At 71.6% G+C, this 25270-nt stretch carries 18 protein-coding genes; 10 read left to right on the top strand and 8 right to left on the bottom strand.

Going from position 1 to position 25270, the window contains the following annotated elements; all coding sequences use genetic code 11:
• The first annotated feature begins 60 nt into the window (after positions 1-60).
• Together HNR40_RS23540 and HNR40_RS23535 are read left to right on the top strand one after the other, a co-directional pair.
• Complete coding sequence (locus HNR40_RS23540) at positions 61-1086, top strand: M4 family metallopeptidase (protein ID WP_184964784.1); 1026 nt, start codon at positions 61-63, stop codon at positions 1084-1086.
• Between the two features lie 86 nt (positions 1087-1172).
• Complete coding sequence (locus HNR40_RS23535) at positions 1173-1562, top strand: carboxymuconolactone decarboxylase family protein (protein ID WP_312896488.1); 390 nt, start codon at positions 1173-1175, stop codon at positions 1560-1562.
• Between the two features lie 141 nt (positions 1563-1703).
• Here the strand turns inward: HNR40_RS23535 and HNR40_RS23530 are convergent, their stop codons facing one another.
• The 7 genes from HNR40_RS23530 to HNR40_RS23500 form a co-directional block, all read right to left on the bottom strand.
• Positions 1704-2726 (bottom strand): hypothetical protein, encoded by a 1023-nt coding sequence (locus tag HNR40_RS23530; protein WP_184964782.1) that lies wholly within the window; start codon positions 2724-2726, stop codon positions 1704-1706.
• 3 nt (positions 2727-2729) lie between these two features.
• Positions 2730-3308: a hypothetical protein gene (locus HNR40_RS23525; protein WP_184964780.1), complete on the bottom strand. Its 579-nt coding sequence runs from the start codon at positions 3306-3308 to the stop codon at positions 2730-2732.
• Positions 3305-4498 carry a CHAT domain-containing protein gene (locus tag HNR40_RS23520; RefSeq protein WP_184964779.1) on the bottom strand — a complete coding sequence of 398 codons (1194 nt, stop codon included), beginning with the start codon at positions 4496-4498 and terminating at the stop codon, positions 3305-3307. Before HNR40_RS23520 ends, HNR40_RS23525 begins: the two co-directional genes overlap by 4 nt.
• Positions 4495-6594, bottom strand: a complete 2100-nt coding sequence (locus tag HNR40_RS23515; RefSeq protein WP_184964778.1) for a hypothetical protein — start codon at positions 6592-6594, stop codon at positions 4495-4497. Before HNR40_RS23515 ends, HNR40_RS23520 begins: the two co-directional genes overlap by 4 nt.
• Positions 6591-8372: a hypothetical protein gene (locus HNR40_RS23510; protein WP_184964777.1), complete on the bottom strand. Its 1782-nt coding sequence runs from the start codon at positions 8370-8372 to the stop codon at positions 6591-6593. Before HNR40_RS23510 ends, HNR40_RS23515 begins: the two co-directional genes overlap by 4 nt.
• A 93-nt stretch (positions 8373-8465) precedes the next feature.
• Positions 8466-8777 (bottom strand): hypothetical protein, encoded by a 312-nt coding sequence (locus tag HNR40_RS23505; RefSeq protein WP_184964776.1) that lies wholly within the window; start codon positions 8775-8777, stop codon positions 8466-8468.
• 91 nt (positions 8778-8868) lie between these two features.
• Positions 8869-9873 carry a LacI family DNA-binding transcriptional regulator gene (locus HNR40_RS23500; protein ID WP_184964775.1) on the bottom strand — a complete coding sequence of 335 codons (1005 nt, stop codon included), beginning with the start codon at positions 9871-9873 and terminating at the stop codon, positions 8869-8871.
• A 78-nt stretch (positions 9874-9951) separates the two neighbouring features.
• Here HNR40_RS23500 and arfA point away from each other — a divergent pair, with 78 nt between their 5' ends.
• From arfA to HNR40_RS23465, 7 genes are read left to right on the top strand one after another with little or no spacing between them, the layout of a single operon-like run.
• Positions 9952-11439 carry an arabinosylfuranosidase ArfA gene (arfA, locus tag HNR40_RS23495; protein WP_184964774.1) on the top strand — a complete coding sequence of 496 codons (1488 nt, stop codon included), beginning with the start codon at positions 9952-9954 and terminating at the stop codon, positions 11437-11439.
• Positions 11436-12674, top strand: a complete 1239-nt coding sequence (locus HNR40_RS23490) for an ABC transporter substrate-binding protein (RefSeq protein WP_184964773.1) — start codon at positions 11436-11438, stop codon at positions 12672-12674. Before arfA ends, HNR40_RS23490 begins: the two co-directional genes overlap by 4 nt.
• On the top strand, positions 12671-13537 hold the full coding sequence (locus HNR40_RS23485) for a carbohydrate ABC transporter permease (protein WP_184964772.1): 867 nt from the start codon (positions 12671-12673) through the stop codon (positions 13535-13537). The genes HNR40_RS23490 and HNR40_RS23485 overlap by 4 nt, the downstream gene beginning before the upstream one ends.
• Positions 13537-14340 carry a carbohydrate ABC transporter permease gene (locus HNR40_RS23480; protein ID WP_312896487.1) on the top strand — a complete coding sequence of 268 codons (804 nt, stop codon included), beginning with the start codon at positions 13537-13539 and terminating at the stop codon, positions 14338-14340. The genes HNR40_RS23485 and HNR40_RS23480 overlap by 1 nt, the downstream gene beginning before the upstream one ends.
• 9 nt (positions 14341-14349) lie before the next feature.
• Entirely contained in the window at positions 14350-18183 is a 3834-nt protein-coding gene (locus HNR40_RS23475) for an alpha-L-arabinofuranosidase family protein (protein WP_184964771.1), read from the top strand.
• A 49-nt stretch (positions 18184-18232) separates the two neighbouring features.
• Complete coding sequence (locus HNR40_RS23470; protein ID WP_184964768.1) at positions 18233-19063, top strand: hypothetical protein; 831 nt, start codon at positions 18233-18235, stop codon at positions 19061-19063.
• Positions 19064-19453 (top strand): hypothetical protein, encoded by a 390-nt coding sequence (locus HNR40_RS23465; protein WP_184964766.1) that lies wholly within the window; start codon positions 19064-19066, stop codon positions 19451-19453.
• Here HNR40_RS23465 and HNR40_RS23460 read toward each other — a convergent pair.
• Positions 19429-20982, bottom strand: a complete 1554-nt coding sequence (locus HNR40_RS23460; RefSeq protein ID WP_184964764.1) for a condensation domain-containing protein — start codon at positions 20980-20982, stop codon at positions 19429-19431. The two genes, HNR40_RS23465 and HNR40_RS23460, sit on opposite strands and share 25 nt — an antisense overlap.
• A 147-nt stretch (positions 20983-21129) precedes the next feature.
• Between HNR40_RS23460 and HNR40_RS23455 the strand changes: the two genes are divergently transcribed.
• Complete coding sequence (locus HNR40_RS23455; RefSeq protein ID WP_184964762.1) at positions 21130-25263, top strand: non-ribosomal peptide synthetase; 4134 nt, start codon at positions 21130-21132, stop codon at positions 25261-25263.
• The last annotated feature ends 7 nt before the right edge of the window (positions 25264-25270 follow it).

Here is a 25270-nt window from a genome sequence, read left to right as displayed (position 1 = left end):
TTGACGGCCGGTCGGGCCGATCTTAACCTCCAGACGCCACAAGCCCCTGGAAGGAGCATCATGAAGCTTCCTGTCTATGCGGCGACAGCGTTCACGGCGGCCATAAGCCTCGCCCTGACCTTCGTCCCGGCTTCCGGAATCGGCCACTACAACGGCGGAGTCCAGATCGACGTCACCGAATCCGGCGGGTACTACGTCCTGACCGACCCATTACGTCCGGGCATCTCCTGTGGCGTCAACGGCACGACCCCCGTCAGAGTGCCGGTCGGCTCCACGATCGGAAACGGCCGGCGCAACGACACCGTCAGCGCCTGCGTCGACGTCTTGTACGGCGTGCAGCGCATGTGGGACATGCTGCGCGACTGGCTGGGCCGCAACGGCATCAACGGCAGCGGCCGGGGCGCCCCCGCCCGGATCATGACGCGCTCGCCCGTCCCCGGCACCACCGTCGACTTCCCCGGCAGCGACAGCTTCCCGACCCAGCTGGACCTGGTAGGCCACCAGTACGGCCACGTCGTCTACCAGACCACACCCGGCGGTACCGGTGCGGGCAACGAGAACGGCGGCATCAACGAGGGCTCCGCCGACATCTTCGGCACCCTCACCGAGTGGTACGCCAACAGCCTCGCCGACCTGCCCGACTACGTGATCGGCGAGGAGTACGACCCGATCGGCGGCGCGCCACTCCGCCACACCTACAACCCGGGCCTGGACGGCCACCCCAACTGCTACAGCGCCCAGATCCCGAACACCGAGGTCCACGCGGCTTCCGGCCCCATGCGCCACTGGTTCTACCTGCTGGCCGAGGGCAGCGCGCCCGGCGGCGGAAAACCGGCCAGCCCGATCTGCGCCGGCGGCCCCGCCTCGGTGACCGGCGTCGGCCTGGTCAAGGCGGGCCGCGTCTTCATGCTGTCGCTCCTGCGCAAAACATCCGCCTGGCGCTACGTCCACGTCCGCACCGCCTCCGTCACGTCCGCCATCGACCTGTACGGCCCGGCCGACCCGGCCTGCGTCACCGTCAAGGCCGCCTGGGACGCGGTGAGCGTACCGGCCCAGACCGGCGAGCCCGCCTGCACGACACCTTGAGCCCACCGGGCCGGGCGCGTGTCACACTTCCGCGAGGTCGTTTCGTCTGTGCGGCGTAGTCACGGATCACGACGAAGGAGTCCTCCATGGAAGCCCGGTTGAACTTTCTCGGCATCCCGCTCGCGCACAAAGTCCGCCAGCACATGGTCGCGGCGCAGATCGAGGTGGCCAAGGCGGGAGTTCCGCGGGCGACGCAGGAACTGGTGAAGATCCGGGTCAGCCAGATCAACGGATGCGGCTTCTGCGTGGACATGCACACCAAGGAGGCGGCGCACGCGGGTGAGAGCCCGACGCGGCTGAACCTGGTGGCGGCCTGGCGGGAGGCGGCCCTCTTCACCGATGCCGAGCGCGCCGCGCTGGACCTGGCCGAGCAGGGCACCCGCCTGGCCGACACACCCGGTGCCGTCACCGACGAGGCCTGGCAGAACGCCGCCGAGCACTACGACGAAACGCAGCTGACGGCCCTGGTGCGGTGATCGCGATCACCAACGCCTTCAACCGGGCCAACGCGATCACGCGGCAGGCGGCCGGGGAGTACCAGGTCGGCATGTTCGGCTGACGACCCAAGCCCCGGTTCCGGCACGTGCGCCGGAACCGGGGCGTACCTTCACCCGGAATCATCGCAGGAGCAGGGCGCCGAGCGCGCTCGTGAGCAGGAGGGCGGCGAGGACGACGGCCGCCGGGAGAAGGGCCCGGCGGGGAGGGGCGGGCGGCTCGTCGGGGACCGGGTCGTCGCCCGCGGCCCCCTCGAAGGTGGCCGCGTCGAAGGTGGCCGCGAGCGGGATGCCGCGGTACCAGTGGCGGGCCAGCGCCTGCCAGCGAAGACGTTCGTCGAAGCCTTCCGGGTCATGCTGGCCGGTCGCCTTGAGCAGGAGGTCGCGGTGGACGTCGAAGGTGACCTTGACCTGCTGGCCGTAGAGCCGCGCGCTGGGCAGCGCGGCCCGGTAGGCGAGGAGGGCGACGACGCCGCCGGCCGTGTGGCAGAGCAGGAACAGCCCGGGGGCGGCCCCGGCGACGACCAGGAAGATCCCGGAGGCGGCGCTGTAGACGGCGGCGAGGGCGGAGACCGTGAGGAAGAACTCCAGTTCGGTGCGGGCGGCGACGAGGGCGGCGCGTTGCTCCTCGGGGAGAAGGGGATACAGGCGCGGCCAGATGACGACGGCGTCGAGGCCGTAGCGGTCCTCGGGATGGAGTTCGGCGTTCTTGAGTATGTTGCCCAGGCGGGTCGGCATGACCTCGGCGGGGTCGCTCGGATAGCTGGTGTGGAGACGGGCGTAGTCCGCGTCGTCGCCGGGGTCGAGGGCGCTCATCCGGCGGCGGTGCCAGCGCAGGCCGAGGGCCCGTAACGGACGGCCGATCCGGCCGGGCCAATAGCCTTCGTAGAGCCGGACGAGCGTGGTCGCGGCACTGGCCAGCCACGCCGCCGCGAGCAGCGCGACGACGAGGAACGCCAGGACGTGAACGGTCTTGATGGTGGCGCCCTGCCGCTGCCAGGCGGCCACCGCGCCGGCGACTCCGCCCCTCGCGGCGGCCACGGTGAGCAGGCAGCATCCGAGGAACGCCAGCATGGGAAGCAGGCCGTTCAGGAAGAAGCGGCGGTCGAGCAGCCCCCCGGCCTCCTTGACGACGGCGCCGAGCACGTCTCAGCCGCCCATCAGCAGCCGGTGGCGGGGTGGTTCCGGGCGCTGGCACCAGGGCGGCGCGCCGTGCCGGTAGTGGGCGAGCCGGTTGAGGTGACCGCAGCCGGGTTCCCGGCAGACGACGGGCGCCAGCCCGGTACGCGGCTGTCCGGGCAGGGTGGCGTCGCCGAGGCCGCCCGCTCCGGCCATGACGGGCGCCGGTGGCGTGTAGTCCGGTGACGCGAGGTGCGCGGCGAACACTTCGGCGGGGACGACCCCGACCGTACGCTCCCCGTCCCGCAGGACGAGGACCCTGGCGCCGAGGTCGAGAAGGGTGACGGCGGGCGAGGCGGCGAACTCGGCGATGGTCACGTCGGCGTCGACCTCGATGACCGGCGCCAGGCGGGACACCGCCGCGCGCAGGTCGGGCCCGGCGACGTCGGCCAGGTCGGCGTGCCGGACGGCCGCGACCGGGTGCCCGGCGTCGTCGTGGACGATCCCGAGGCCGCCGGCCGCCAGCGCCGTGCGCGCCGTGCCGAGCTCCATCCGCCAGGGCAGGGCGGTGAAGAAGCCGTCGGCCTCCGACAGCAAGGTCGGGCTCATCGCCAGTCACCAACCAATACGAAGGGGGCCCAATGGTAGGGATTACTGTAGATCCGCCGCGTGTAGTCGGGGGCACGATCCGCCGCGGAGGCCGCCCACCTGCTGCGGGTCTCCGCCGCCTGGAGACGGGCGGCCCGTTCGTCGTCCGGGTCGATCGCGTCGAGGAGCAGGCCGTAGGCGTCGCGGGCGGCGGCGAAGTCACCACACCGGAACCGGACGTCGGCGATGTCCTCGGCGTGGGAACCGGGCTCCCGCTCGCACCGGCGGATCACCTCCTCACCGGTGATCGACCGCAGCGTGTTCTGCGCACGCCGCAGCGCGACCGCCTTCCCCGCGCCGCCCGCGAGCTCGCGGTAGAAGTCGGCCATCAGCAGGCTCGTCGACAGCTCGTCGACGACCCAGAGGGTGACGAGGACCGAGGCCGCCCCCGCGTAGATCAACGAACGGGTGAGGCCGACGAGTTCGTCGCCGGGACGGCGGGCGTTGACACCGCTCTCACACGCGCTGAGCGTGACGAGGTCCGCGCGCAGGGAGCGGCCGAGTATGCGCTCGGCGGTGAGCTCGCCGTCGGCGAGCGTGATGCCGGAGCGGAGCGGCGACTCGGGAACGAACGTTCCGTGGCAGCCGAAGTGGACGATCCGCGCGGGTTCGCGGCCGAGGTCGGCGTCGAGAGCGGCGGAGGTGGCGTGCGGGCCGAGCCGGACGACGGCGTCGTCGCCGAAGACACGGGCCAGCCCCTCCGCCTGGCGGCGGGCGTGGGGCAGCGGCCGGGCGGGCGCGGTGTCGGCGTAGGCGAGCACGCGGCGCCGCGACGGGTCGTGCTTGGCCTGGCAGTACCGCATGACGGTGGCGCTGGGCGTGGTGCACGTCGGGTTGCGGGCCGCCAGGGGAGCGCCGTCCAGGGGGAGCATGCCGAACGGCAGATAGTGCAGGGTGTCGTGCGGCACGATCCAGAGGAGGTCGCCGGGCGCGCTGACCTGCGCGAGCGGGGCGATGAGCGCGGCCAGCGGGCCTTCAGCCGATGAGGTACGGCCCGCGTGCAGGGCGGCCGCCAGGTCGGTGATGTGCGTGCGCAGGTCGTCGCGGGTCAGCGGGACACGTTCGGTGCGCGGTTCGTCGGCCTCGGCGTCCGCGAGGAACAGGAAGGTCTCCCGCTCGGTGACGAGATACTCGGCCAGAACGGTTCTCACCCGGACTCCTCGGGTCGCAGCAGCTCCTTCACCTCGGCGAAGGTGAGGGGCGCGCCGCGGGACAGGTTCACATACTCCTCGCCCGCCAGGTCGACGGCGGCGATGCGGTCCTGGGCCGCCGAGAGGGCCGACAGGGCGTCGCGCAGGCCACGCAGCGCGACCTCGCCGCCGCCCGCGGCCGCGAGGTCGGCCCGCCGGTCGGCGACGGCCCGCCGCGCCTCGGCCTCGGCGGCGAGCAGGCCGGGTGGGGCGGCGCCGCCGGGCGGGACGGTGGTGCCGAGCAACTCCAGCAGCCCGCGGGAACGGGCCCGTTCGACCAGGGCGAACGCCGCCGCGCGTGGCGCCGTGGGCCAGGACTCGCCGTCGCCCGCCGGCGCGTCCAGGAGCAGGTCGAGGGTGAGCAGGGTGAGGCGTTCGATGGGGGCGCCCGTGCTGAGCCGTACCTCGTCGTCGAGAATCCGCGTCCGGAGCGTCTCATAGACCTCGGCGGCCTGGCCGAGGGTGCGATAGGCGCGGGAGGGGGCGCTGGCGTGCTGGGCGCGGCCCAGTTCGAGCAGGACGTAGAACGCGGTGACCAGCTGGTCGCCGGCCCGCAGCATCCGGACGGCCTCCATGAGGAGCGCGTGGGCCTGGTCGCGGCGGCCCAGATCCCACATCCGCAGGCCGAGTGCGGCGCGGTCGCGCGCCTGGCTGGGCGGCCAGCTGTCCAGGGCGATGGCAGGGGCGCTGGAGGGGGCGAACTGGGTGATGTCGGCGAAGGGGCCGGTCGCCAGGGCGAGGAGCCGGTCCGCGGTGGCGATCGCCGACCGCCTGCGCGGGATGCCGGCGGCTCGGTACTGGCGCAGGAGGCGGCGGCCGTCGCGGGGGCGGCTTCGCCGCGCGAAGCCCTCGGTCTTCAGCCGCGCGGCGCGTTCGGGATCGCCGAGTTCCCGGTGGACGAGGGAGGCGGCCAGCAGGGTGCGGCGCCGGGCGAGGGGGCTGAGGGCGGGGTCGTCGAGCAGGGGGTCGAGGAGGGCGAGGCCGTCGGCGGGCGTCAGCAGGAGGAACAGCTTCTCGCCGCTGGAGCTGAGGTAGACCAGCGCGCATTCCGCGGCGACGAGATCCAGATAGCCCTCCTGCCGCCAGATCGCGCACGCCTCGGTGAACCCCGCACGGAACTCGTCGCGGTGGCCGGTGGCGAAGTACACGAGGGACCGGGCATAGGCGCAGTGGGCGCGGGCGAGCCGGACCCGGCGGCGGGCCTCCGGCGTGCGGGGGATCGCGGACTCGGCACGGTCGAGGAGGGCGAGCGCGGCGTCGACCCACTCGAGGGAGCGCAGTCCGGGGGTGGTGGTGAAAGCGCTGAGCCCGTTGAGGTCGAGGGTCATGGCGCGCGTCTGCTGAACCGAACGGGTGGCCTCGTTGGCGAGCGTGTGGATGAAGCCGAGGTCGGGACGGTCCGGCCGGTCGCGCACGAAGTCTCTCAGCCAGGGCTCCTCGAACAGGCTCCGCCGGGTCACGGTGTCACTGACGAGGTACTGGTGGGCGTCGTTGGCCCGTGCCTCCCATCCCGGGTAACGCGACTGGATCGCCATGGTCAGCGAGCCGGGCAGGTCGAAGAGCGCCAGCCACAACGCCAGCCACAGCAACCCGGGAGAGGAGGTGATGATCGCGGCGTAGAACAGCAGGACACCCTTGTCGAACAGGACCCGGTAAGGGCTGGACAGCACCCAGACGAGGGGAAGCAGCCGGAGCTTGTAGACGGGCCCGGTGAGCATCTGCGCCAGGGTGACGGCGAGGGCGATCCACAGTTCGTCGCCGTGCAGCGCGGGCAGGAGATCCCACAGCTTCCCGACCAGGCTGCCGAGGAACATGCCGCCGAGGACCTGCATGCCTATGAAGGACAGCTCGCTCTGGAGCCTCAGCACGCGCATGGGCTCCGTCAGGACCATGTAGGAGCGGTACTGCAGCGCGTAGTTCGCGGTGACGAACACGGTGGCGGCGATCGTGACGTCCGGGCGGCCGACCCGTCCGAAGATCAGGGCGACGACGGTCGTGGCGAGCGGCAGCAGCGCCGCGTAGAGGTAGAACGCGCGGGAGGAGCGTGAGCCGGTCATCTCGCCACGTCCGCGGCGGTGACGGCGCGCAGGATCAGGGCGCTTTCGTCGGCTGTCCAGTACGAACGCAGCCGGCCGCCGGGCTCGCCCCACCAGGCGGAGCGCAGAGCACGGGCCGTCACCGGCGGCACCGGGAGGGCCGGGCCGCCGGTGAGCGCCGCTCCGGCCAGCGCGACGCACGCCCGTAAGACGGGGACAGGCGTCGCCGCCCGGCCCAGCCGGTCGAAGGCCCTCGCGGCGTCGGCGGTCCGGCCGAGCCGGACGAGCAGAATGGTGATCATGGCGCGGGCGAACAACTCGTGCGCGGGATGGCCGAGAAGCATGCGACGGGTCGCGCAGTCACCCCACTGGCGGCATGCCTCGTCCCAGGCCGCCGCATGGGTGAGGACGATCGCGCGACTCCAGGACACGTCCGCGCGGGCGTTGCCGGCGGCGAGGTCCAGCCGGGCCCGGTGCCTGCCGGGGTAACGGGGGCGTACCTCGCTGTCGACCAGGTCGAGAAGCCGGTCGGCGAGATCGGCCCAGCACAGGGCGTCCAGGCCGGTCCGGTGCGCGGGATCTCCGGTGCTGTCGCCGCGCGCGGCGAGCGCCGCGCGCTTGCCGAGGGCGCGGATCAGGTTGAAGTCCGGCCGGGCCGGGCGGTTGAGTATCGCGTCGCGCAGCCACTTCCCGGCCAGGTTCCGGGCGCGGTCGGGATTGCCGGTCAGGAAGCCCGTGGCGGACCGGTAGGAGATGTACAACGGAGCGGCCCGTCCGCGGCCCGCCGCCAGCGTCGCGGTCTCCGCCGCGGCCAGAAGCAGGGCGGCGACGGCGAATCCGGGACGCGGGTGGAAGACGGCCAGCGCGACGGCGGCGAAGCCGCCGGTCAAGGGGACGCGGATCAGCGTCGCGAGGACCCGCGCGGGCGCCGGCACGCTACGCCCGAGGCGGAAGGCGAGGTCGAGGAGCAGCCACGGCAGGGTCGCCCACGCGGCGAGGAGCAGCCCTCCGGAGACACCGGTGGGGCCGCGGCTCCATAAATCCGCGCAGGCGGCGCCCACCGGCCCGGCCGCCAGCACGACCGTGCCGGCGCGAAGCAGAGCGGCCCCGGCCAGGCGGCCCAGCCGGGCGAGCCGTTCGGGGACGGCCCGGCTCCGCAGGTCCGTCCAGGCGGTCTGGCCGGCCACGAGCACCGCCGCGGCGGCCAGGGCGGCCCGGTCGGCCGGGCTGAACCCCTGCCCGGCGGCGACCACGGCGGCGAGCGGCGCGAGCCCCGCCAGCAGCCCGGCGGCCCGCCAGAACGGCTCGGCCGGCGCGGTGCCCATGATGACCGGCCCGTTCCTGTTCACCGCCGCGACCAGCCCCCACGCGCCGCGCCGGTCGTGCTCGGCGAGATGGAGGAACCTCAGGATGCCGCCCGCGACCAGCGGCGCCGCCCACCAGTACACGACCAGGGGGTCGGGCGGCCACAGCAGCGCGTGGACCGCGGCGCCGAGCCCGAGAAAGCTCAGCCCGGCCACGCCGAGGGCGAGCCCGGCGGCGGCGATGAGCACGATCCCCGCCGTGCCGGCGTGCCCGAGCCGGGCGAGCGGCGGGGACAGAAGGAAGGCGACCCCGGCCCCCAAGGCCCCGAGGAGCGCCACCAGGCCCGGACTGTACGTGCGGTAGACCGGTCGCGTGATCTCCCTGGCCAGGTGGGCGGAGAGCCACCGGCGTTTGAACTCCTGGACGTTCACCAGGGTCACCACCGCCGCCACGACGACAACCGCCGGCGTGAGCACCGACGCGGTTGTCACCACGCTTGCCCTCCTCCCAACCTGGCCGACTTTATCCGGATTCCACGGACTGCTGCGGCCGTGGCCGGAACCGGCCAGCCCGTTACCTGAAACGGTTCAGATGGTGAAGGGCCGGGAGTGCCAGAACTCGTGCGCGTTGTTACTGGCGAACGCCATGAAGGCGAAGGACCCGACCGGAGGTGTCTCGCCGATGCCGGAAGCGACGAACTTCAGCACGCGCCCCTGACCGGGGACGACATTGTCGGCCACGTCAGAAGCCCGATTGGAGACCCTGAAACCGCCGCTGCCGCCACTGTCCGGGAGTTGGGCAGGGAGCCGGGCGAGCGCCACCGGTTTCGCCTGTGCGGATACGCCGGGAAGGAGCCCCAGTCCGATCGCGGCGATGAGTGTGACCATGGCGATGCGCATGTGTGCTGACCCTCTCGCCGATGATTTCCCCGTGATGGAGAGATGTACATGTGGCGAGAGTTCGGGGCGTCTGCGTCGAAGTGCACGTGGCTCAGGCGCCGGTGGCCGTGCTTTCCCGCACGATCAGGCGGTGCGGGGCGCAGAGGTCCTGCGGGGGTTCGGCTCCGGCCGCCGACAGGCGGGTGGCCAGGAGGCTGACAGCGGTCTCGGCGATGTGGGCCTTGTCCGGGGCGATGGTCGTCAGCGTGGGGGTGGAGAAGCGGCCGTCCTCGATGTCGTCGAAGCCGATCAGGGCGACGTCCCGCGGGACCCGCAGGCCGTGGGAGAGCAGGGTGCGCAGCGCGCCCAGGGCGAGGGTGTCGTTGAAGCAGAAGACGGCGTCCGGCGGGTCGCCGTCGAGCAGCCGGGCCATGGCTTCGGCGCCGTCGGCGCGGTGGTAGTCGGAGACGTCGGCGACGGCGTGCTCGGACAGGCCCGCGTCGGACAGGGCCCGGCGGAAGCCGCGCAACCGCTGCTCGGCCGTGACCGCGCGGGCGGCGCGCTGAGCGCCGATGGCGGCGATGCGGCGGCGGCCGAGCGCGACCAGATGGGTGGTGGCCAGGTGGGCGGCGGCGACGTTGTCGACGGCGATGTGGTCGAGCGTGCCGCCGCCGATGCGCTCGCCCAGCAGCACCATCGGGGTCTGGTCGGTCCGCGCCCGCAGGTCCTCGGGGGTCAGGGCGAGAGGGCTGAACAGCATGCCGTCGATGAGCTGCGCGCGGATGCCGGACATGACGAGCTGTTCCTTACGGCGCTCGCCCTGGGTCTGGTCGATGAGGACGGTCCAGCCCCGCAGGTCGGCCACCTCGATCACCTTGGTCGCCAGCTCGGAGAAGTAGGGGATCGACAGATCCGGTACGGCCAGCGCGATCACCCCTGAACGGCCGCTGCGCAGGTTACGCGCCGACAGGTTGGGCTGGTAGCGGAGCTCGGCGATGGCCGCCTCGACCCGGGTCCGGGTGTCCGGGCTGACGTGGGGATAGCCGTTGACCACGTTGGAGACGGTCTTGATGGACACGCCCGCGTGTTCGGCGACGTCTTTCAGCCTGGGCCGCATGCGGAGCACTCTATCGCGATTTACAACGATGAAATAGACCGTTTACAACGTTGCAGACAACGATGTAGAAAGGCTGCCATGGAAGACGCACACCTCAGCCTGGATCCGGCCTTCGAGATCGCCCCCGTCAACCGGCGCCTGTTCGGCTCGTTCGTCGAGCACATGGGCCGGTGCGTCTACACGGGGATCTACGAGCCCGGCCATCCGAGCGCCACCCCCGAGGGCTTCCGCGGCGACGTGCTGGACCTGACCCGCGAGATGGGCGTCAGCGTGGTGCGCTATCCGGGCGGCAACTTCGTCTCCGGCTACCGCTGGGAGGACGGCGTCGGCCCCGACCGCCCGACCAGGCTCGACCTGGCCTGGCGGCAGATCGAGACCAACCGGTTCGGGCTCCACGAGTTCATGTCCTGGACCGACAGGGCGGGCGTCGAGCCCATGATGGCCGTCAACCTGGGCACCCGGGGCATCCAGGAAGCCTGCGACCTGCTGGAGTACTCCAACCTGCCGGGCGGCACGCACCTGTCCGACCTGCGGATCAAGCACGGGGCGGCGGAGCCGTACGGGATCAAGTTGTGGTGCCTGGGCAACGAGATGGACGGCCCGTGGCAGATCGGGCACAAGACGGCCACCGAGTACGGCCGGCTGGCCAACGAGACCGCCAAGGCCATGCGGCTGGTCGATCCGGGGGTCGAGCTGGTGCTGTGCGGCAGCTCCAACTCCCAGATGCCCACGTTCGGCGCGTGGGAGTCGACGGTGCTGGAGCACGCCTACGACGCTGTCGACTACATCTCACTGCACGCCTACTACGAGGAGGACGGCGACCTCGGCAGCTTCCTCGCGGCGGCGGTCGACATGGACCGGTTCATCTCCTCCGTGGTCGCGACCGCCGACCATGTGAAGGCGCGGCTGCGCCGTACCAAGAAGATGATGTTGTCCTTCGACGAGTGGAACGTCTGGAACCAGGCCCGCTACGAGGGCCGTGAGCAGGGCGACTTCGAGGAGGCGCCTGCGCTCATCGAGGACACCTTCACCGCGGCCGACGCCGTCGTGGTCGGCGACTTCCTCATCACGCTGCTGCGCCACTCCGACCGGGTGAGCGTGGCCTGCCAGGCGCAGCTGGCCAACATCATCGCGCCCATCCGCACCTCGCCCGGCGGTCCCGCCTGGCGTCAGACGATCTTCCACCCGTTCGCGCTGACCGCCCGCCACGCGCGGGGGACCGTGCTGCGGGTGGAGCCGCGCTCGCCGCTGCTCGACACGGCGAGGTACGGCGAAGCCGCGCAGTTGTCCGCCGTGGCCACCCTCGACGACGAGGGCGTCACGGTGATCGCGGTCAACAGGAGCGCCCACGAGGCCCTGGACCTGACCGCCGACCTGCGCACCCTAGGACGGCTGAGACTCGCGCACACCCACCTGCTGGAGGCCGGGGCCGACCCGCACGCCACCGAAGCGGCCGTCGTGCCGCTCGCCAACGCGCAGCTCGACGGGGACCAGTTGCGCGCCCTGCTCCCGGCCGCGTCGTGGAGCCTGATCCGTCTCACCTTCACCGGAGCTGACCCCGCATGAAACGCCTGCTCGCTCTCGCCGTCGTCACCGCACTCACGCTGACCGCCTGCGGATCTGCCGATAAATCCGGCACATCCGGCGGACAGGTCACGCTCACCTTCTGGAACGGCTACACCGGCCCCGACCGCCCCGCGCTGGAGGGGCTGGTCAAGAAGTTCAACGACACGCATCCCGGCATCCGCATCGAGATGAACATCATGACCTGGGATGTGTTGTTCCAGAAGCTGCTGCCCGCCTACACCAGCGGCAACGGCCCCGACCTGGTCGCCTTCGACGACGCCCACATCGGCCGCTTCGCCGCCAAGGGCGTGCTGGCCCCGCTCGACGACTGGTTCACCGCCGAGCGGACCGCCACCCTGGTCAAGCCCGCCGTCGAGGCCACGCTGTTCAAGGGCAAGCACTACGCGGTGCCCATGACGTTCACGCCGATCCTCATGTACTACAACAAGAAGCTCTTCAAGGACGCCGGACTCGACCCCGGCAAGCCCCCGGCCACCTGGCAGGAGTGGCAGTCCGCGCTGAAGAAGCTGACCAAGGACACCAACGGCGACGGCCGCCCCGAGCAGTACGGCACCGCGCTGCCCGACCACCAGACGATCCAGGTCTGGCCGATCCTGCTGTGGGGCAACGGCGGCGACCTGCTCTCGCTCAACAGCCCGCAGTCGGTGCAGGCGGTCCAGCAGTGGAGCGACCTCGTCTCCAAGGACCGGATCTCGCCCACCGGCCTCGGCGGCGCCGACGCCGACAAGCTCTTCCAGACCGGCAAGGCGGCCACCAACATCACCGGGCCGTGGATGACCGCCGGATTCAAGGAGGCCGGGCTGGACTTCGGCGTCGCCATGGTCCCCGCGGGTCCCGCCGGGGCGGTGACGCTGGCCGGAGCCTCCTCCTTCGTGCTCAACGCCCGCTCCGACGCGGCCAAGCAGAAGGCGGCCAAGGAGTGGTTCACGTTCTGGAACTCCAAGGAGTCGCAGATCGCGTGGTCCAACGGCTCCGGCTTCCCCGGCGTCAGAACCGACGTCACCCCCGACGACACCAAGGCCAACCCGTACGTGGCCCAGTTCGCGGCCCATTCGGAGAAGGCCCGCGTGCTGCTGCCCGGCCAGGCCGAGTTCCGCAAGATCTACGAGGAGATCTTCGAACCGGCCGTCCAGCGGGTGACCACGGGCGAGGCCCAGGTCCAGCAGGCGCTTGACGAGGCGGCCAAGGCGATCGCGCCGCTTTCCGGCCCATGAGGGCCCGCCGTACGGCGACCGCGTACGCCTTTCTCGCACCGACCCTGATCGTGGTCGGGGTGTTCATGGTCTGGCCCATGCTGCAGTCGCTGGCCGACTCCTTCTACGACAAGTCCATCGGCCCGGGGATCTTCGTCGGGCTCGGCAACTACACCAAGCTGCTCGGCGACCCGGCCTTCCTCATCGCGCTGCGCAACACGGTGTTCTACGCGGTCGCCGCCACGCCCGTCGCGGTCGCGCTGGCCCTGGGGCTGGCGCTGCTGCTCAACGGGCACGTCCGGGGGCGCGGGTTCTTCCGCTCCGCGCTGTTCCTGCCGTCCGTGGTGTCGCTCGGCGTGGTGGCGATCGCGTGGAAGTTCCTGCTCGATCCGGACATCGGGCTGGTCACGTACTGGCTGCGCGGGCTCGGCGTCGACGTGGGCGACGGCGTGCGGGACGCGGACGTGGCCATGTGGTACCTGATCGGCGTCGGCGTCTGGAAGAACGCCGGTTTCTACATGGTCATGTACCTGGCGGGGCTGCAGACGATCCCGCGCATGTACTACGAGGCCGCCACCATCGACGGCGCCGGGCCGTGGCAGCGCTTCCGCAAGGTGACCTGGCCGCTGCTGGGGCACACCACGATGTTCGTCTTCATCATCGCCGCGATCGCCGCGCTCCAGGTGTTCGACCAGATCTTCGTGATGACCCGCGGCGGGCCGCACTTCGCCACCGAGTCGCTGGTCTACCTCGTCTACCGCAAGGGTCTGCAGGACTTCGAGTTCGGCTATGCCTCGGCCATCGCCTGGGTGCTGGTGCTGATCGTGTTCGTGCTGTCGCTGGCGCAGAACGTCTTCTTCAGCCGCCGGGCGGTGAGGTTCTAGTGCGAGTCCTGAAATATGGGGCTTTGCTGGTCGGGGCGGGCCTGGTCCTGCTGCCGCTGGTCTGGATGGTCGTGGCGTCGATCACGCCGGAGGCGGCGATCGTCCGCTATCCGCCCTCGCTGCTGCCCGGCGGCTTCACCACCGACCACTACACGCAGATCTGGGAGCGCATCCCCTTCGGCCGGCAGTTCCTCAACACCGTCGTGTTCGCGGGCGGCGTGACCGCGATCTCGCTGCTGCTGGACTCCCTGGCCGCCTACGCCCTGGCCAGGATGGACTTCCCCGGCAAGAACGCGGTGTTCGTCCTGATCCTGCTCCTGCTGATGATCCCGCCGCAGGTGACGCTGGTGCCGTTGTTCCAGCTGCTCAGCTCCCTGGACTGGATCAACACCTACCAGGGGCTGATCGTGCCGCGGGCGACGAACGCGTTCGGCATCTTCTTCCTGCGCCAGTACTTCCTGACGATCCCGCGCGAACTCGACGAGGCCGCCCGCATCGACGGCTCGTCCGAGTTCGGCATCTACCGAAGGGTGATTCTGCCGCTGTCCGGGCCCGCGCTGCTCACGCTGGGCCTGTTCCACTTCATGTACAACTGGAACGACCTGCTCTGGCCCCTGGTGTTCACCACCGAGACCGACATGCAGACGCTGCCCGCCGGGCTGGCGCTGTTCATGGGCGAGCACGTCATCGAGTACGGCCTGCTGATGGCCGGCGCCGTGCTCACCCTCCTGCCGATGGTCGCGGCGTTCCTGCTCGTCCAACGGCGCTTCATCGAAGGCATCGCAACCACCGGAATGAAGTAGGTACCACCCATGGTGAAGCACGTCCTTGCCTGCCTAGCCCTTTTATGCGGAAATATCGCCCTCACAAGCGCGCCCGCCGCAGCCACCGTTAACGCGAACGTCATCTCCGTCGACGCGAGCAAGCCGATCGGCGTCGTCCAGCCGTCGGTCACCGGCCAGATGATGGAGTGGGCCTCCGACTCCATGAACAACGCCTGGGCCGAGAAGGTCGCCAACCGCTCCCTGGAGACCGAACCCGCCCGCAGTACCCTCTATGACGGCTTCGACACCGTAGACCGCTCGAAGTGGACCCCCACCAGCCTGGACGGCGCGCCCGCCGGGACGTTCACCGTCTCCGGCGGCGCCGCGGCCATCACCGCGGCCCAGCCCGGCCGTTTCGGCATCATGTCCAACCCGGTCCCCGGCGGCCGCTACGCCACGATCAGCGTGGAGACCAGGATCGTCTCGGCGACGGGCACCAACGCGATCCTGAGCGTCTACGGCGGTTCCGGCGCGTTCACGAATTTCGCCGAGTTCGCCATCGAGGGCGGCGTGCTGAAGGTCCACGCCGACGGCCGCCCCTCGTGGACGGGCGGCGCGGCCACCACGCCGTCGGTCCTGCGCATCGACGTCTCCGGCCGCGACGGCAGCGCGCGGACGTTGCGCTTCTTCCACAACGGCACGCTGGTGCACACCCTGACGGCCTTCACCGGCCTGCCGGGTGACTACCGGGCCTTCCTGTACGGCTGGAGCGGCACGGTCACCGCCGACTACCTGGCCCTCACCCCGGACGGCACCTACGACTCCTTCTCCGGAACCGCCCTGTCACCCCGCTGGACCACCTCCCGCCTGGAGGGCACGAACAACGGCAGCGTGAGCGTCAGCGGAGGCAAGGCCACCGTCACCGGCGGCGCGCAGTCCCGCTACGGCCTGCTGTCCGACCCCATCGCCAACACCTCCGTGGACTGGACGACGATCGAGACCAGGCTCGACGGCGTCACCGGCACGAACGGCCTCATCAACGTCTACGGCGGCGCCGGCGGCTTCGAACGCTTCATGGAGTTCGGCGTCGAGGGCGGCGTGGCCAAGGTCTTCACCAGCGACGGCACCGGCAACTGGACCGGCGGCGCGGTCACCCTGCCCGCGACGCTGACCGTGCAGGTCAGCCCGTACTGGTCCAACGGCAGACTGTTCAGGTTCTTCGTCAACGGCGTGCGCGTGCACGAACTGGCCACCCGGACCGACGTCCCCCTCCAGGACTTCCGCCTCTTCCTGTACGGCTTCGGCGCCTCGACCACCGTCTGGGACGAGGTCAAGGTCAGCCAGGTGCACATGCTCGACCGCTGGGACAACCACTTCGAGGGCGGCGGCGTCTCGGGCGCCTGGACGCCGACCACGCTCGAAGGCGGCTGGGGCAGCGCGGGCGCGGCCAACAGCCAGATGACGATCAACGGGGCGGCCGGAAGCCGCTACGGCCTCATGTCCCAGCCGCTCATGGAGAGCGACGTGCAGGACTACGCGGTCGAGGCCAAGCTCGACTCCTACACCGGAGTGAACGGCCTGCTCAACCTGTATGCGGGCACCGGCCGCGGCGATTTCTCGAAATATCTGGAATTCGGGGTCGAAGCGGGCACCCTGCGCGTCTTCGGCGACGGCGTCACCCCGTGGACGGGCCCGGCGATCTCGCTGCCCGTCACCCTGCGCATCGAGGTCGGCGACACGGTCTCCTTCTTCGCCAACGGCCGTCTGGTCCACAGCCTCCCCAAGCCCGCCGTCCTGCAGAACACCGAGTACCACGCCTTCCTCTACGGCTTCGGCACCAGCGTGACGAAGTGGGACTACCTGACCTGGTGGCGCACCGACAACGCCTGGCGTCCCGACGGCCACACCGACGTGGCCACCTATGACCGCGAGCGCACCGCCTTCAACGGCAGCTACGCCCAGCGCGTCGACGTCCAGCACACCAGCGGGCGCAGAGGCATCAGCCAGGGCGGCATCGCCGTCACCGCCGGCCGCGCCTACGAGGTCAGCGTCTACCTCAAGCAGACCGGGCTGAGCGCGCCCGTCACTCTCGCGCTCGGCCCCGACACCGGCGACTCGCCGGGCTACACGCCCTACGCCACCGCCAACGTCACCGGCGTCGCGGGCACGTGGTCCAAGCACACGGTCACGCTCACCCCGTCGGTCACCGATCGCTACGCCAAGCTCTTCATCGGCACGGCCGGCACCGGCACGCTCTGGATCGACATGGCCGGGGTCATGCCCAAGGACCCGGCCGAGGTCGTGCACGGCGGCTGGCGCAAGGACTTCGTCGACCGGGTGGCCGCGCTCAACCCGGGCTCGATCCGGTGGCCCGGCGGGATCATCGCCGACAGCTACACCTTCAGCGACGGCATCGGCCCCCGCGACCAGCGCCCGCCCATGTACTACGGGCAGTGGGAAGCCGGGTGGATGACCAACGACGTCGGCACCGACGAGGTGCTCGGCCTGGCCGAGGCGCTGAACATCCCCGTGGTGCTCAACGTCAACTGGGGCCAGGGGACCGCGGCGACCGCGGCCAACTGGGTCGAGTACACCAACGGGGCCGCCGGGACCACCTGGGGCGCCAAGCGGGGACGCGCGCCGTACAACGTGAAGACGTGGGAGATCGGGAACGAGGTGTGGGGCTCGTGGACGCCCGGTCACACCAACGCGGCGGCCTTCGCGGCCAGCTACGTGACCTTCCGCGACGCGATGGCCGCCAAGGACGCCACGATCACCTTCATCGGCGAGGGCGGTGACGGCACCAACAACGACCAGAGCTGGAACACGACCATGATCGCCAACGCGGGTTCCAAGCTCGACCACCTGTCGATCCACTACTACAGCCCGCAGCCGCTGCCGCAGGCCTACGACAGCGCCGCCGTCTACGCCGCCTCCGTCGGCGCGTCCGCGGTGATCGGCGACCGGATGGCGACGGTCACCAACACCATCCTCAACGGCACCAGCCGCGACATCAAGATCGCGGTGACCGAGCACAACGCCATGTACTTCAACGAGGAGCACCGCAGGTCCAGGAGTCTGGAGGGCGCGCTGCAGGAGGCCGGGCTGCTCAACCTGTTCATGCGCAGAAGCGACGTGAACGAGGTGAACGCGGCCTCGACCCTCATGGAGTTCTGGGACGGCAGCGCCATCCGGCTGGGCAACAGGGGCAGCTTCGTCACCCCGACGTACCTGGTGCAGAAGCTGATCGCCGACCGCCACGGGCCGCTGCTGCTGCCCACCACGGTCACCGGTCCCACCTACAACGCCCCCGCCATGGGCAACCTGCCCGCCCGCAGCGGCGTGCCGATGCTCGACGTCACCTCCACCCGATCGGCGGACGGCGCCAAGCTCTACGTGTCGGTCGTCAACCGCGACCCGTCGGCCGCGCAGGCGGCGACGATCAACATCGCGGGAGCGGGCACGGTCGGCTCGACGGCCACCGTCTCGACGGTCGGCTCACCCGGCTACCTCGACCGCAACACCTGGCAGCAGCCGACCGCCATCCAGACCACGACCACCACGACCACCAGCGTGAACGCCCACACCTTCCCGGCGCACTCGTTCACCGTGCTGACGTTCGACATCGCGGCGGCCGCCGTCGCGGCGCCGGTGATCGTCGGCAAGGTGACCAAGACCGACGGCACCCCGATCGCCGGCGCGACGGTCACCGCGGGCGGCCCCGGCGTCGTCACCGACGCCTCGGGCCACTACCGGCTGCCCGCCGCCGCGGGCGTCCGCAGCCTGACGGTGTCGGCGTCCGGCTACACCACCTATGTCCGTACGGCGGTGGAGGTGTCGGCACTGGGCGCGAGCCCCTTGCCCGTCCGCCTCACCCCCTAGCCACAGGCGCCCCTCGCGGTTGCACGCGGGGGGCGCCTACCATGCGCTGGTGATCTTAAGCATCATCCTCTTCTTGGTGGCACCGGGTGTCTTCGTGGGGCTGCTGTGCGGGTCGGTCTTCTTCGCCTCGGAAGCGGCCCGGCTGTCGCCGGTGGTCCGGCTGGCCGCCCGTGACGTGGCGCTCGGCGGGCACCGGACGGCCGCCCCCATCGCGGTCACGATGGTGCTGACGGCCTGCGCGATCGTCGTGACGAGTGTCGCGGTCGCCCAGTCGGCGCAGGGCCGGGCTTGGTACGTGCCCCAGGCCCGGCACGGCGCCCTCCTCGTGAAGCTGTCGAACGCGGACCCGGCGGTCACCCGGGCGGCCCTTCAGCGAGAAGTGCCCGCGGACTCCGTCGTGCAGCGAGACCAGACCACCCAGGACCGGCACTTCGGGGTCGACGTCGAGGGTGTGGACCTGCCGGATGTGGAGGGTGTGATTCCGCCCGGCTTCATCGGCGACAAAGCGCTCCTGCGTTACCTCACCGGGAACGCGGCCACGCCCTACGACGAGGGAACGGCTGTGGTCGTCACGCCCCACGACCTGGACGTCGACACGGTGACGATCCGCTACTCCCTGCGCACCGATGACGATGGTGCCGCGGCTCGAACCAAGTCCCTTCCCGCGACCGTGGTCAAGTCTCCCGATCGGCAGGTGAACGAGGTCTTCATCCCGACGACGGTCATCCGGGTCCTGGGCCTCGCCCCGGAGGCGGAGTCGCTGATCGTCGACCCCTCCCGGCACCGGACGACGGCCGCCGAACAAGAGCGCGTCCAGCGGCGATTGACCGACGACGCGTACACCTTCCTTGAGCTTGGGTATCAGGCGCCGGTCGCATAGATGGGCGGGGTCGCCGCGGCGGTCGCCGTCGCGCTCGGCGGGGCGCTGGCCGCGGGTGGCCGGGCGGGCACCGGAACCCGGTCGGGGCGGACGCTGCTGAGAGTCGGCGGCGGCTCGGCCGGGACGTTGCGGTGGTTCGCCGCGGGGCGCGCGGGATGGAGCGCGCTCTGCGGAGCGGTGCCGGGAGCCGTCGCCGGGTGTGGCATCGGATGGTTGCTGGCCTGGCCGATGACCACACCCAACGACGAGGACGACATCCTGCTACGGGTGTCCTTCGGGACTCCCTGGTGGGCGATCGCCGCTCTGGCCGCCGGGTTGCCGGTGCTCGCCGGAGTGATCGCGGCGTTGCCCAAGCCGCCGGCCTCTCACTCCTCGGGCTCGATGACGTAGCGGCGGGGGGCGACCGCGTCCGGGTGGCCGGGCAGCAGGTCGAGGCAGGCCCGGTGCGCCTGGCCCGGGGTGATGGCGGTGCCGGTGACGAGGTGGCAGGTGAACGTGCCGTCCCCGTCGAGCGTGATGCTCGCCGTACCGCCGGGCACCGCGCGCTCCACCAGCAGCCGGACGGCTTCCGGCCGCACCCACGAGGTGCCGGAACGCACCCACTCCGGCCCGTACGGCATGGCCGTGACCCCGGTGACCTCCTCGATCTCGGCGACGTCCACCACCCGATCGCCCGCCGCCGTCAGCAGCCTGACCAGCCCCGCCCCGAACACCTCCGCCTCGTCCTTGGACAGCGCCGCGGGGTTGACCCACAGGGTCAGGTCGAGCACGGTGTCGAGCCGGTTGATCCAGAGCGAGAGGTTGGCCGGCAGCGCCGCCTCGGGCAGCCAGGTCAGCTCGGGCTCGTGGACCGGGTCCTCGTCGTCGGGCGGCACCTGGGCGCTCATGTCGTTGAAGACGCAGTCCCTGGCGTACCTGGTGCCGCGTTCGGCGTCCATGGCGTGGATCGCCTCCCACAGCGCCTCGGAGTCGAACCGGCTGCGCTGGTACCCGGCGAGCGCGGCCACCCGGAAGCGGGCGATCAGCTCGTCGAAGGTCGCGGCGGCCAGATCGGTCACGACCAGGGCGTCCTGGGCCAGCGGGCCGATGTGCGTACGGAGCCGGGGATGGGCGCGGTTGCTCGACAGGGAGGCCAGCAGGCAGGTCGGCTGGGCCGTACGGTGGCCGACGAGGGTGCCGAGCGCGGCCATCACGATCATCGAGGGACTGGCTCCGGTCCTGGCGGCGGCACGTTCCAGGCAGGCCGTGACGGCGGCCGAGCGGATGCGCAGCCGGGCCACCATGGCGTGCTCGGTGTCGAAGGCGACCGGGAACATCGTCTGCGGCGACCTGGCCAGGCCGCCACGCCAGTGTTCGAGCGCGGCCTCGGCGCGACGCAGCGCCGCCGGGGTGCGTTCGCTGTCGGCCAGGTCGATCGGCTGGGTGGGTTCCGGGCCGGGCAGCGGCCGGCCGTGCAGGAGCGCCTCCCATTCGCGTAGCAGGTGGGCGAGGCTGATGGCGTCCACGGCGGTGTGCGGGAGCACGAAGACCGCCAGGCGTGGCTCGGCCTCGGCGCAGACCACCGCCATGCGCAGCGGGAACTCGCTTTCGAGGTCGAAGCGCGGCGCGCGGAGGAGCACGCCCGCCTCCTCGGCGGCGCGCATCGGCGGACCGCCGTGGTCGGGGACGACCACCACCTCCAGCGCCCCCTTGCCGTGCACGTGCTGCGTGTCGGCGGTGAAGGTGGTGCGCAGGCCCTCGTGCCGGGACAGCAGCGCGAGGGTGGCGTCGGCGATCCGGTCGAGACCGGCCCGCCGTGGCACGCGCTTGATCATCAGGAAGTTCATGTGCTCGGGAGGATCCCGGCGCACGCAGCGCGCCATGTTCGCTTGGCCCATGGTCAGCGCGCCCTGCCGGTCCGGCAGGCCATCGAAGTGCACGATCAGATTCAACGGAGCCCGTCCATTGTCCACGTCCACTGGAGCTGTGTAGCATCACGCTAACAAACAAATAGGAAACTTTCCTATCAGAAAATTTGTCAGGTCCAGGGTCAGAACGCACACACCCGCAAAGGGAGTACGGCCACGATGTTCGCCACCCTGTCGCCCGCCCAAGAGCGGATGTGGTTCCTGGACCGCCTGGCCGGCGGGGACTCCAGCTACACGATGGTGGTCGCCGCCCGGTTACGGGGCCCGCTCGACGTCGCCGCCCTCTCCCGCGCCCTCGGCGAGCTGGCCGCCCGGCACGAGTCGCTGCGCACCGTCTTTCCCGAGGTGGGCGAGACGCCCACGGCCGAGGTACGACCGGCCGTACCGGTGGACCTGGAGGTCGTCGAGACGGATGAGGCAGGGCTGGGCCACCTGGTCGCCGCCAGGGCCGACGCCTCCTTCGACGTGGCCCGGGGGCCGTTGTGGCGGGCTTCGCTTCTTCGGCTCGCACCTGCTGATCACGTGCTGGTCATGACCATGCATCACCTGATCGGGGACGCCTGGTCGGTGGAACGTGTCATGTTCCCGCAGCTCGACGAGCTCTACACCGCCTTCGCCGCGGGCCGGGACGCGCCGCCGGTGCGGGAGGCTCCGCCGTACCGGGACTATGCGGCGACGCGACGCGGGCAGGCGCACGAGGAGCAGCGCGCGTTCTGGCGGGCCGAGCTCGACGGGGTGCCGGTGCTGGAGCTGGCCGCCGACCGGCCGCGACCGGCCGTCAGGGGCGGCGCGGGAGCCAAGCTCGTCCACACGATGCCGATCGAGGTCTGGAACGGCGTCGCCGAGCTGGCCAGAGCCCGGCGGTGCACGCCGTTCATGGTGGTGATGGCCGCCTATCAGACCCTGCTCATGCGCCACACCGGCCAGGAGGACTTCTGCGTCGGCACCCCGGTCGCCGGACGGGACCAGGAGGAGTTCGAGAACGTCTTCGGCCTGTTCATCAACACCCTGGCCGTGCGCGCCACGATGGACGGCGACCCGACCGTCGGCGAGCTGCTCAAGCGGGTGCGCAAGCGGCTGCTGCGCGGGTTCTCCAACGCCTCGGTGCCCTTCGAGCAGGTCGTCGCGGATCTCGGCGTGGGCCGCGACCCCGCGCGTACCCCGATTTTTCAGACCATGCTCATGCTCGGGCTCGTCGGCGAGCAGCCGCTGCGGCTGGGCGAGCTGGTCGGCGAGATGGTGGGGACGGGGCCGGAGCGGGCCACGTTCGACCTGGCCCTGGACGTGGTCGTCGGCGCCGACGCGCTCAAGCTAGTGATCACCTACGGCACGGAGTGCTTCGAAGCCGAGACCGTCGCCCGCCTGGCCACGCACCTGGAACGGCTGCTGCGGGAGATGGCCGCCCGGCCGGAGGCCAGGCTGAGCGAGCTGGACATGCTGCCACCACAGGAACAGGCGATGCTGCTGGGCGCCGCCTCACCCACGGCCGAGCCGACGCCCCGGCTGGAGGAGCTGATCGCCGAGCAGGCCCGCCGTACCCCCCAGACGCCCGCGGTGATCACGCCCGACGCCGTGCTCACCTACGCGGAGCTCGACGCGCGCGCCGCCGAACTGGCCGACGAACTGCGCGAGCGAGGTGTACGGCCCGGCGCACGCGTGGCCGTCTGCCTCAAGGCGAGCCCCGAGGCGATCGTCGCGCTGCTCGGCGCCCTCAAAGCCGGCGCGACCTACGTGCCACTCGACCCCGACCAGCCCGCCGACCGGCTGGCCGCGCTCATGGCCGACTGCGGCGCCGCTGTAGTGATCGGCACGTCGGTGCGCGACCTGCCCGCGCCCCAGGCCGAGTCGTCCGGCGCGCCCGCCTACGTGATCTACACCTCGGGCTCCACGGGCGCGCCCAAGGGCGTCGTCGTGGCCCACGACACCGTGGTACGGCTCGCGCGGGCCTTCATCGACCTGCACGGATTCGGCCCCGGCCAGCGGGTCCTCATGGTGCCGCCGCTCAGCTTCGACGCCTCGGCCGGCGACCTGTACCCGGCGTTCCTCAGCGGCGCCGCCATCGTGCTGCACCCCTCGCCCTTCGCGCTGACCGGCCCGGAGGCGCTGGAGCTCTGCGCCCGGCACGGCATCACGATGGTGGACGCGCCCACCGCGCTCTGGCGGCAGTGGGTGGACGACCTGGCCGACCGGGACGCGGTGGACCCGGGACCGCTGACCACGGTCATGGTCGGCGGCGAGAGCGTGCCCGTGGACCGGCTGCGCACCTGGGCCCGGCTCACCGGCGGGCGGCTGGCGTTCTTCAACCACTACGGCCCCACCGAGGCGACCGTGTGCGCGACCGTCTACCGGACGGTCGACGGGTCGGAACTCGGCCCCCGCCCCCACCTGCCGATCGGCCGGCCGCTGCCGCACGTGCGGGCGTACGTCCTGGACCGGCACGGCGCGCTCGCGCCCGTCGGTGCGCCGGGCGAGTTGTACCTGGGCGGGCCGTGCCTGGCCGAGGGATATCTGGGGCGGCCCGAGCTGACCGCCGAGCGCTTCGTCACCTTCCGCGGCGAGCGCGTCTACCGCACCGGGGACCGGGCCATCCGCCGGGCCGACGGGAACCTGGAGTTCCTGGGACGCGACGACCGGCAGCTCAAGATCAACGGCGTGCGGGTCGAACCGGCCGAGGTCGAGGCGGCCTGCCTGGCCCACGAAGGCGTGCGGGAGGCCGTGGTCACCGGAGTGCGCGGGCGGCTGGTCGCCTACCTCACCGGGGACCGGATCACCCGGGCCGAGCTGCGTACCTTCCTGGCGGGCAAGCTCCCGGCCGGGATGGTGCCGCACGACCTGGTCATGCTCGACGCGGTGCCCATGACGCCGCACGGGAAGATCGACTACCGGGCGTTGCCGCTGCCCGAGGTGGAGGCGGTGCCGTACGAGAGCCCGCGCACCCCCACCGAACTGGCCGTCGCCGCGGTCTGGGAGGAGACGCTCGGCGTGCCCGTTGGGCGCAGGGACAACTTCTTCGACCTGGGCGGCCACTCGCTGCTCACGCCCAAGACCGTCAGCCGGATCGCCGCGCGCACCGGGCGGCCCGTCGGGCTCGACGTCTTCTTCGCCGCCGCCGACCTCGCCGAACTGGCCGCCCGCCTGGACGGGCAGACGGTGCGCGGGCCGGACGTGCGGGCGGACGCGGTGCTGCCGGACGACGTGGTGGTCTCCGCGGTCCCTCTTCGTGTCTCGCCGCCGCGGCGGGTGCTGCTGACCGGGGGCACCGGGTTCCTGGGGGCGTACCTGCTGGCGGGGCTGGCCTCGCCGGGCGTCACCGTGCACTGCCTGGTCAGGGGGTCCGATCCGGTGGCGCGCCTGCGGGGCAATCTTGAGCGCTACGGTCTGTGGGACCCGGAGCTGGCCGACAGGATCGTGCCCGAATCGGGTGACCTGGCCATGGACGGGCTCGCAGGGCGGCTCGGCCATCTGGCAGGGAGCCTCGACCTCATCGTGCACAGTGGCGGCCTGGTGGACTTCGCGAAGCCGTACACGGGACTGAGAGCCGCGAACGTCGGCGGCACGCTGGAGATCCTCCGCCTGGCCGCCACGGCCGCGATCCCCGTGCACCTGGTCTCGACGCTCGGCGTGCACCTGACGCCGGGGGAGCGGGTGGTGCGCGAGGACGACCCGCTGCCCGACCCTGACCTCCTGCACCCCGGCTACGACCAGAGCAAATGGGCCGCCGACAGGCTCGCCGCGGCCGCGCGGGCCGCCGGGCTGCCGGTGAGCATCCATCGGCCTGCCCGGATCAGCGGCGACACCGCCACCGGCGCCTGCCCGCCCGGCGACTTCCTGGGCAGGTTCTTCGCCACCTGCGTCACGCTGGGCGCCGTCCCGGACGGCGAGCGGTTCGACATGACGCCCGTGGACCACGTGGCGGCGGCGATCGTCCACCTCGCCCTCGGCCGCGCCACCGGCGACTTCCACTACTACAACCCGCGCACGCTCAGCTCCGCCCACATCGTCGCCGGTCTGCGGGAGCGCGGCCTCCCGCTGCGGCTGATCCCGGGCGCCGACTGGCGCGCCGAGGTGCGCGCGCGGCTGGCGGCCGGCGAACCCCTCCCCGTGGCCGCCTACCCCCGCTCCTTCACCGAGTACGGCCCGGCCAAGGGCCCCGCCTTCGACTGCACCCGCACCGAACACACCCTGGCGGAAGCCGGCCTGACCTGCCCGCCCGCCGCCACCCTCCTGGACGGCCTGCTCACCCACCTGATCACCTCGGGTGAGCTTGACGCCGCCGGCCCTCGTGAGCGTTGAATAGGCG

It is taken from the genome of Nonomuraea endophytica, from assembly GCF_014203235.1.
Taxonomy (GTDB): domain Bacteria; phylum Actinomycetota; class Actinomycetes; order Streptosporangiales; family Streptosporangiaceae; genus Nonomuraea; species Nonomuraea endophytica.
The sequence above is the reverse complement of the archived record's forward strand: the minus strand, read 5'-3'. Positions and strand labels throughout refer to the sequence as shown.

Excerpts from the sequence above, each read along its gene's own strand:
- HNR40_RS23540 (WP_184964784.1), top strand. The coding sequence starts at position 61 with ATGAAGCTTCCTGTCTATGCGGCGACAGCGTTCACGGCGGCCATAAGC.
- HNR40_RS23535 (WP_312896488.1), top strand. The coding sequence starts at position 1,173 with ATGGAAGCCCGGTTGAACTTTCTCGGCATCCCGCTCGCGCACAAAGTC.
- HNR40_RS23525 (WP_184964780.1), bottom strand. The coding sequence starts at position 3,308 with ATGAGCCCGACCTTGCTGTCGGAGGCCGACGGCTTCTTCACCGCCCTG.
- HNR40_RS23515 (WP_184964778.1), bottom strand. The coding sequence starts at position 6,594 with ATGACCGGCTCACGCTCCTCCCGCGCGTTCTACCTCTACGCGGCGCTG.
- HNR40_RS23505 (WP_184964776.1), bottom strand. The coding sequence starts at position 8,777 with ATGCGCATCGCCATGGTCACACTCATCGCCGCGATCGGACTGGGGCTC.
- HNR40_RS23500 (WP_184964775.1), bottom strand. The coding sequence starts at position 9,873 with ATGCGGCCCAGGCTGAAAGACGTCGCCGAACACGCGGGCGTGTCCATC.
- arfA (WP_184964774.1), top strand. The coding sequence starts at position 9,952 with ATGGAAGACGCACACCTCAGCCTGGATCCGGCCTTCGAGATCGCCCCC.
- HNR40_RS23490 (WP_184964773.1), top strand. The coding sequence starts at position 11,436 with ATGAAACGCCTGCTCGCTCTCGCCGTCGTCACCGCACTCACGCTGACC.
- HNR40_RS23485 (WP_184964772.1), top strand. The coding sequence starts at position 12,671 with ATGAGGGCCCGCCGTACGGCGACCGCGTACGCCTTTCTCGCACCGACC.
- HNR40_RS23475 (WP_184964771.1), top strand. The coding sequence starts at position 14,350 with ATGGTGAAGCACGTCCTTGCCTGCCTAGCCCTTTTATGCGGAAATATC.
- HNR40_RS23465 (WP_184964766.1), top strand. The coding sequence starts at position 19,064 with ATGGGCGGGGTCGCCGCGGCGGTCGCCGTCGCGCTCGGCGGGGCGCTG.
- HNR40_RS23455 (WP_184964762.1), top strand. The coding sequence starts at position 21,130 with ATGTTCGCCACCCTGTCGCCCGCCCAAGAGCGGATGTGGTTCCTGGAC.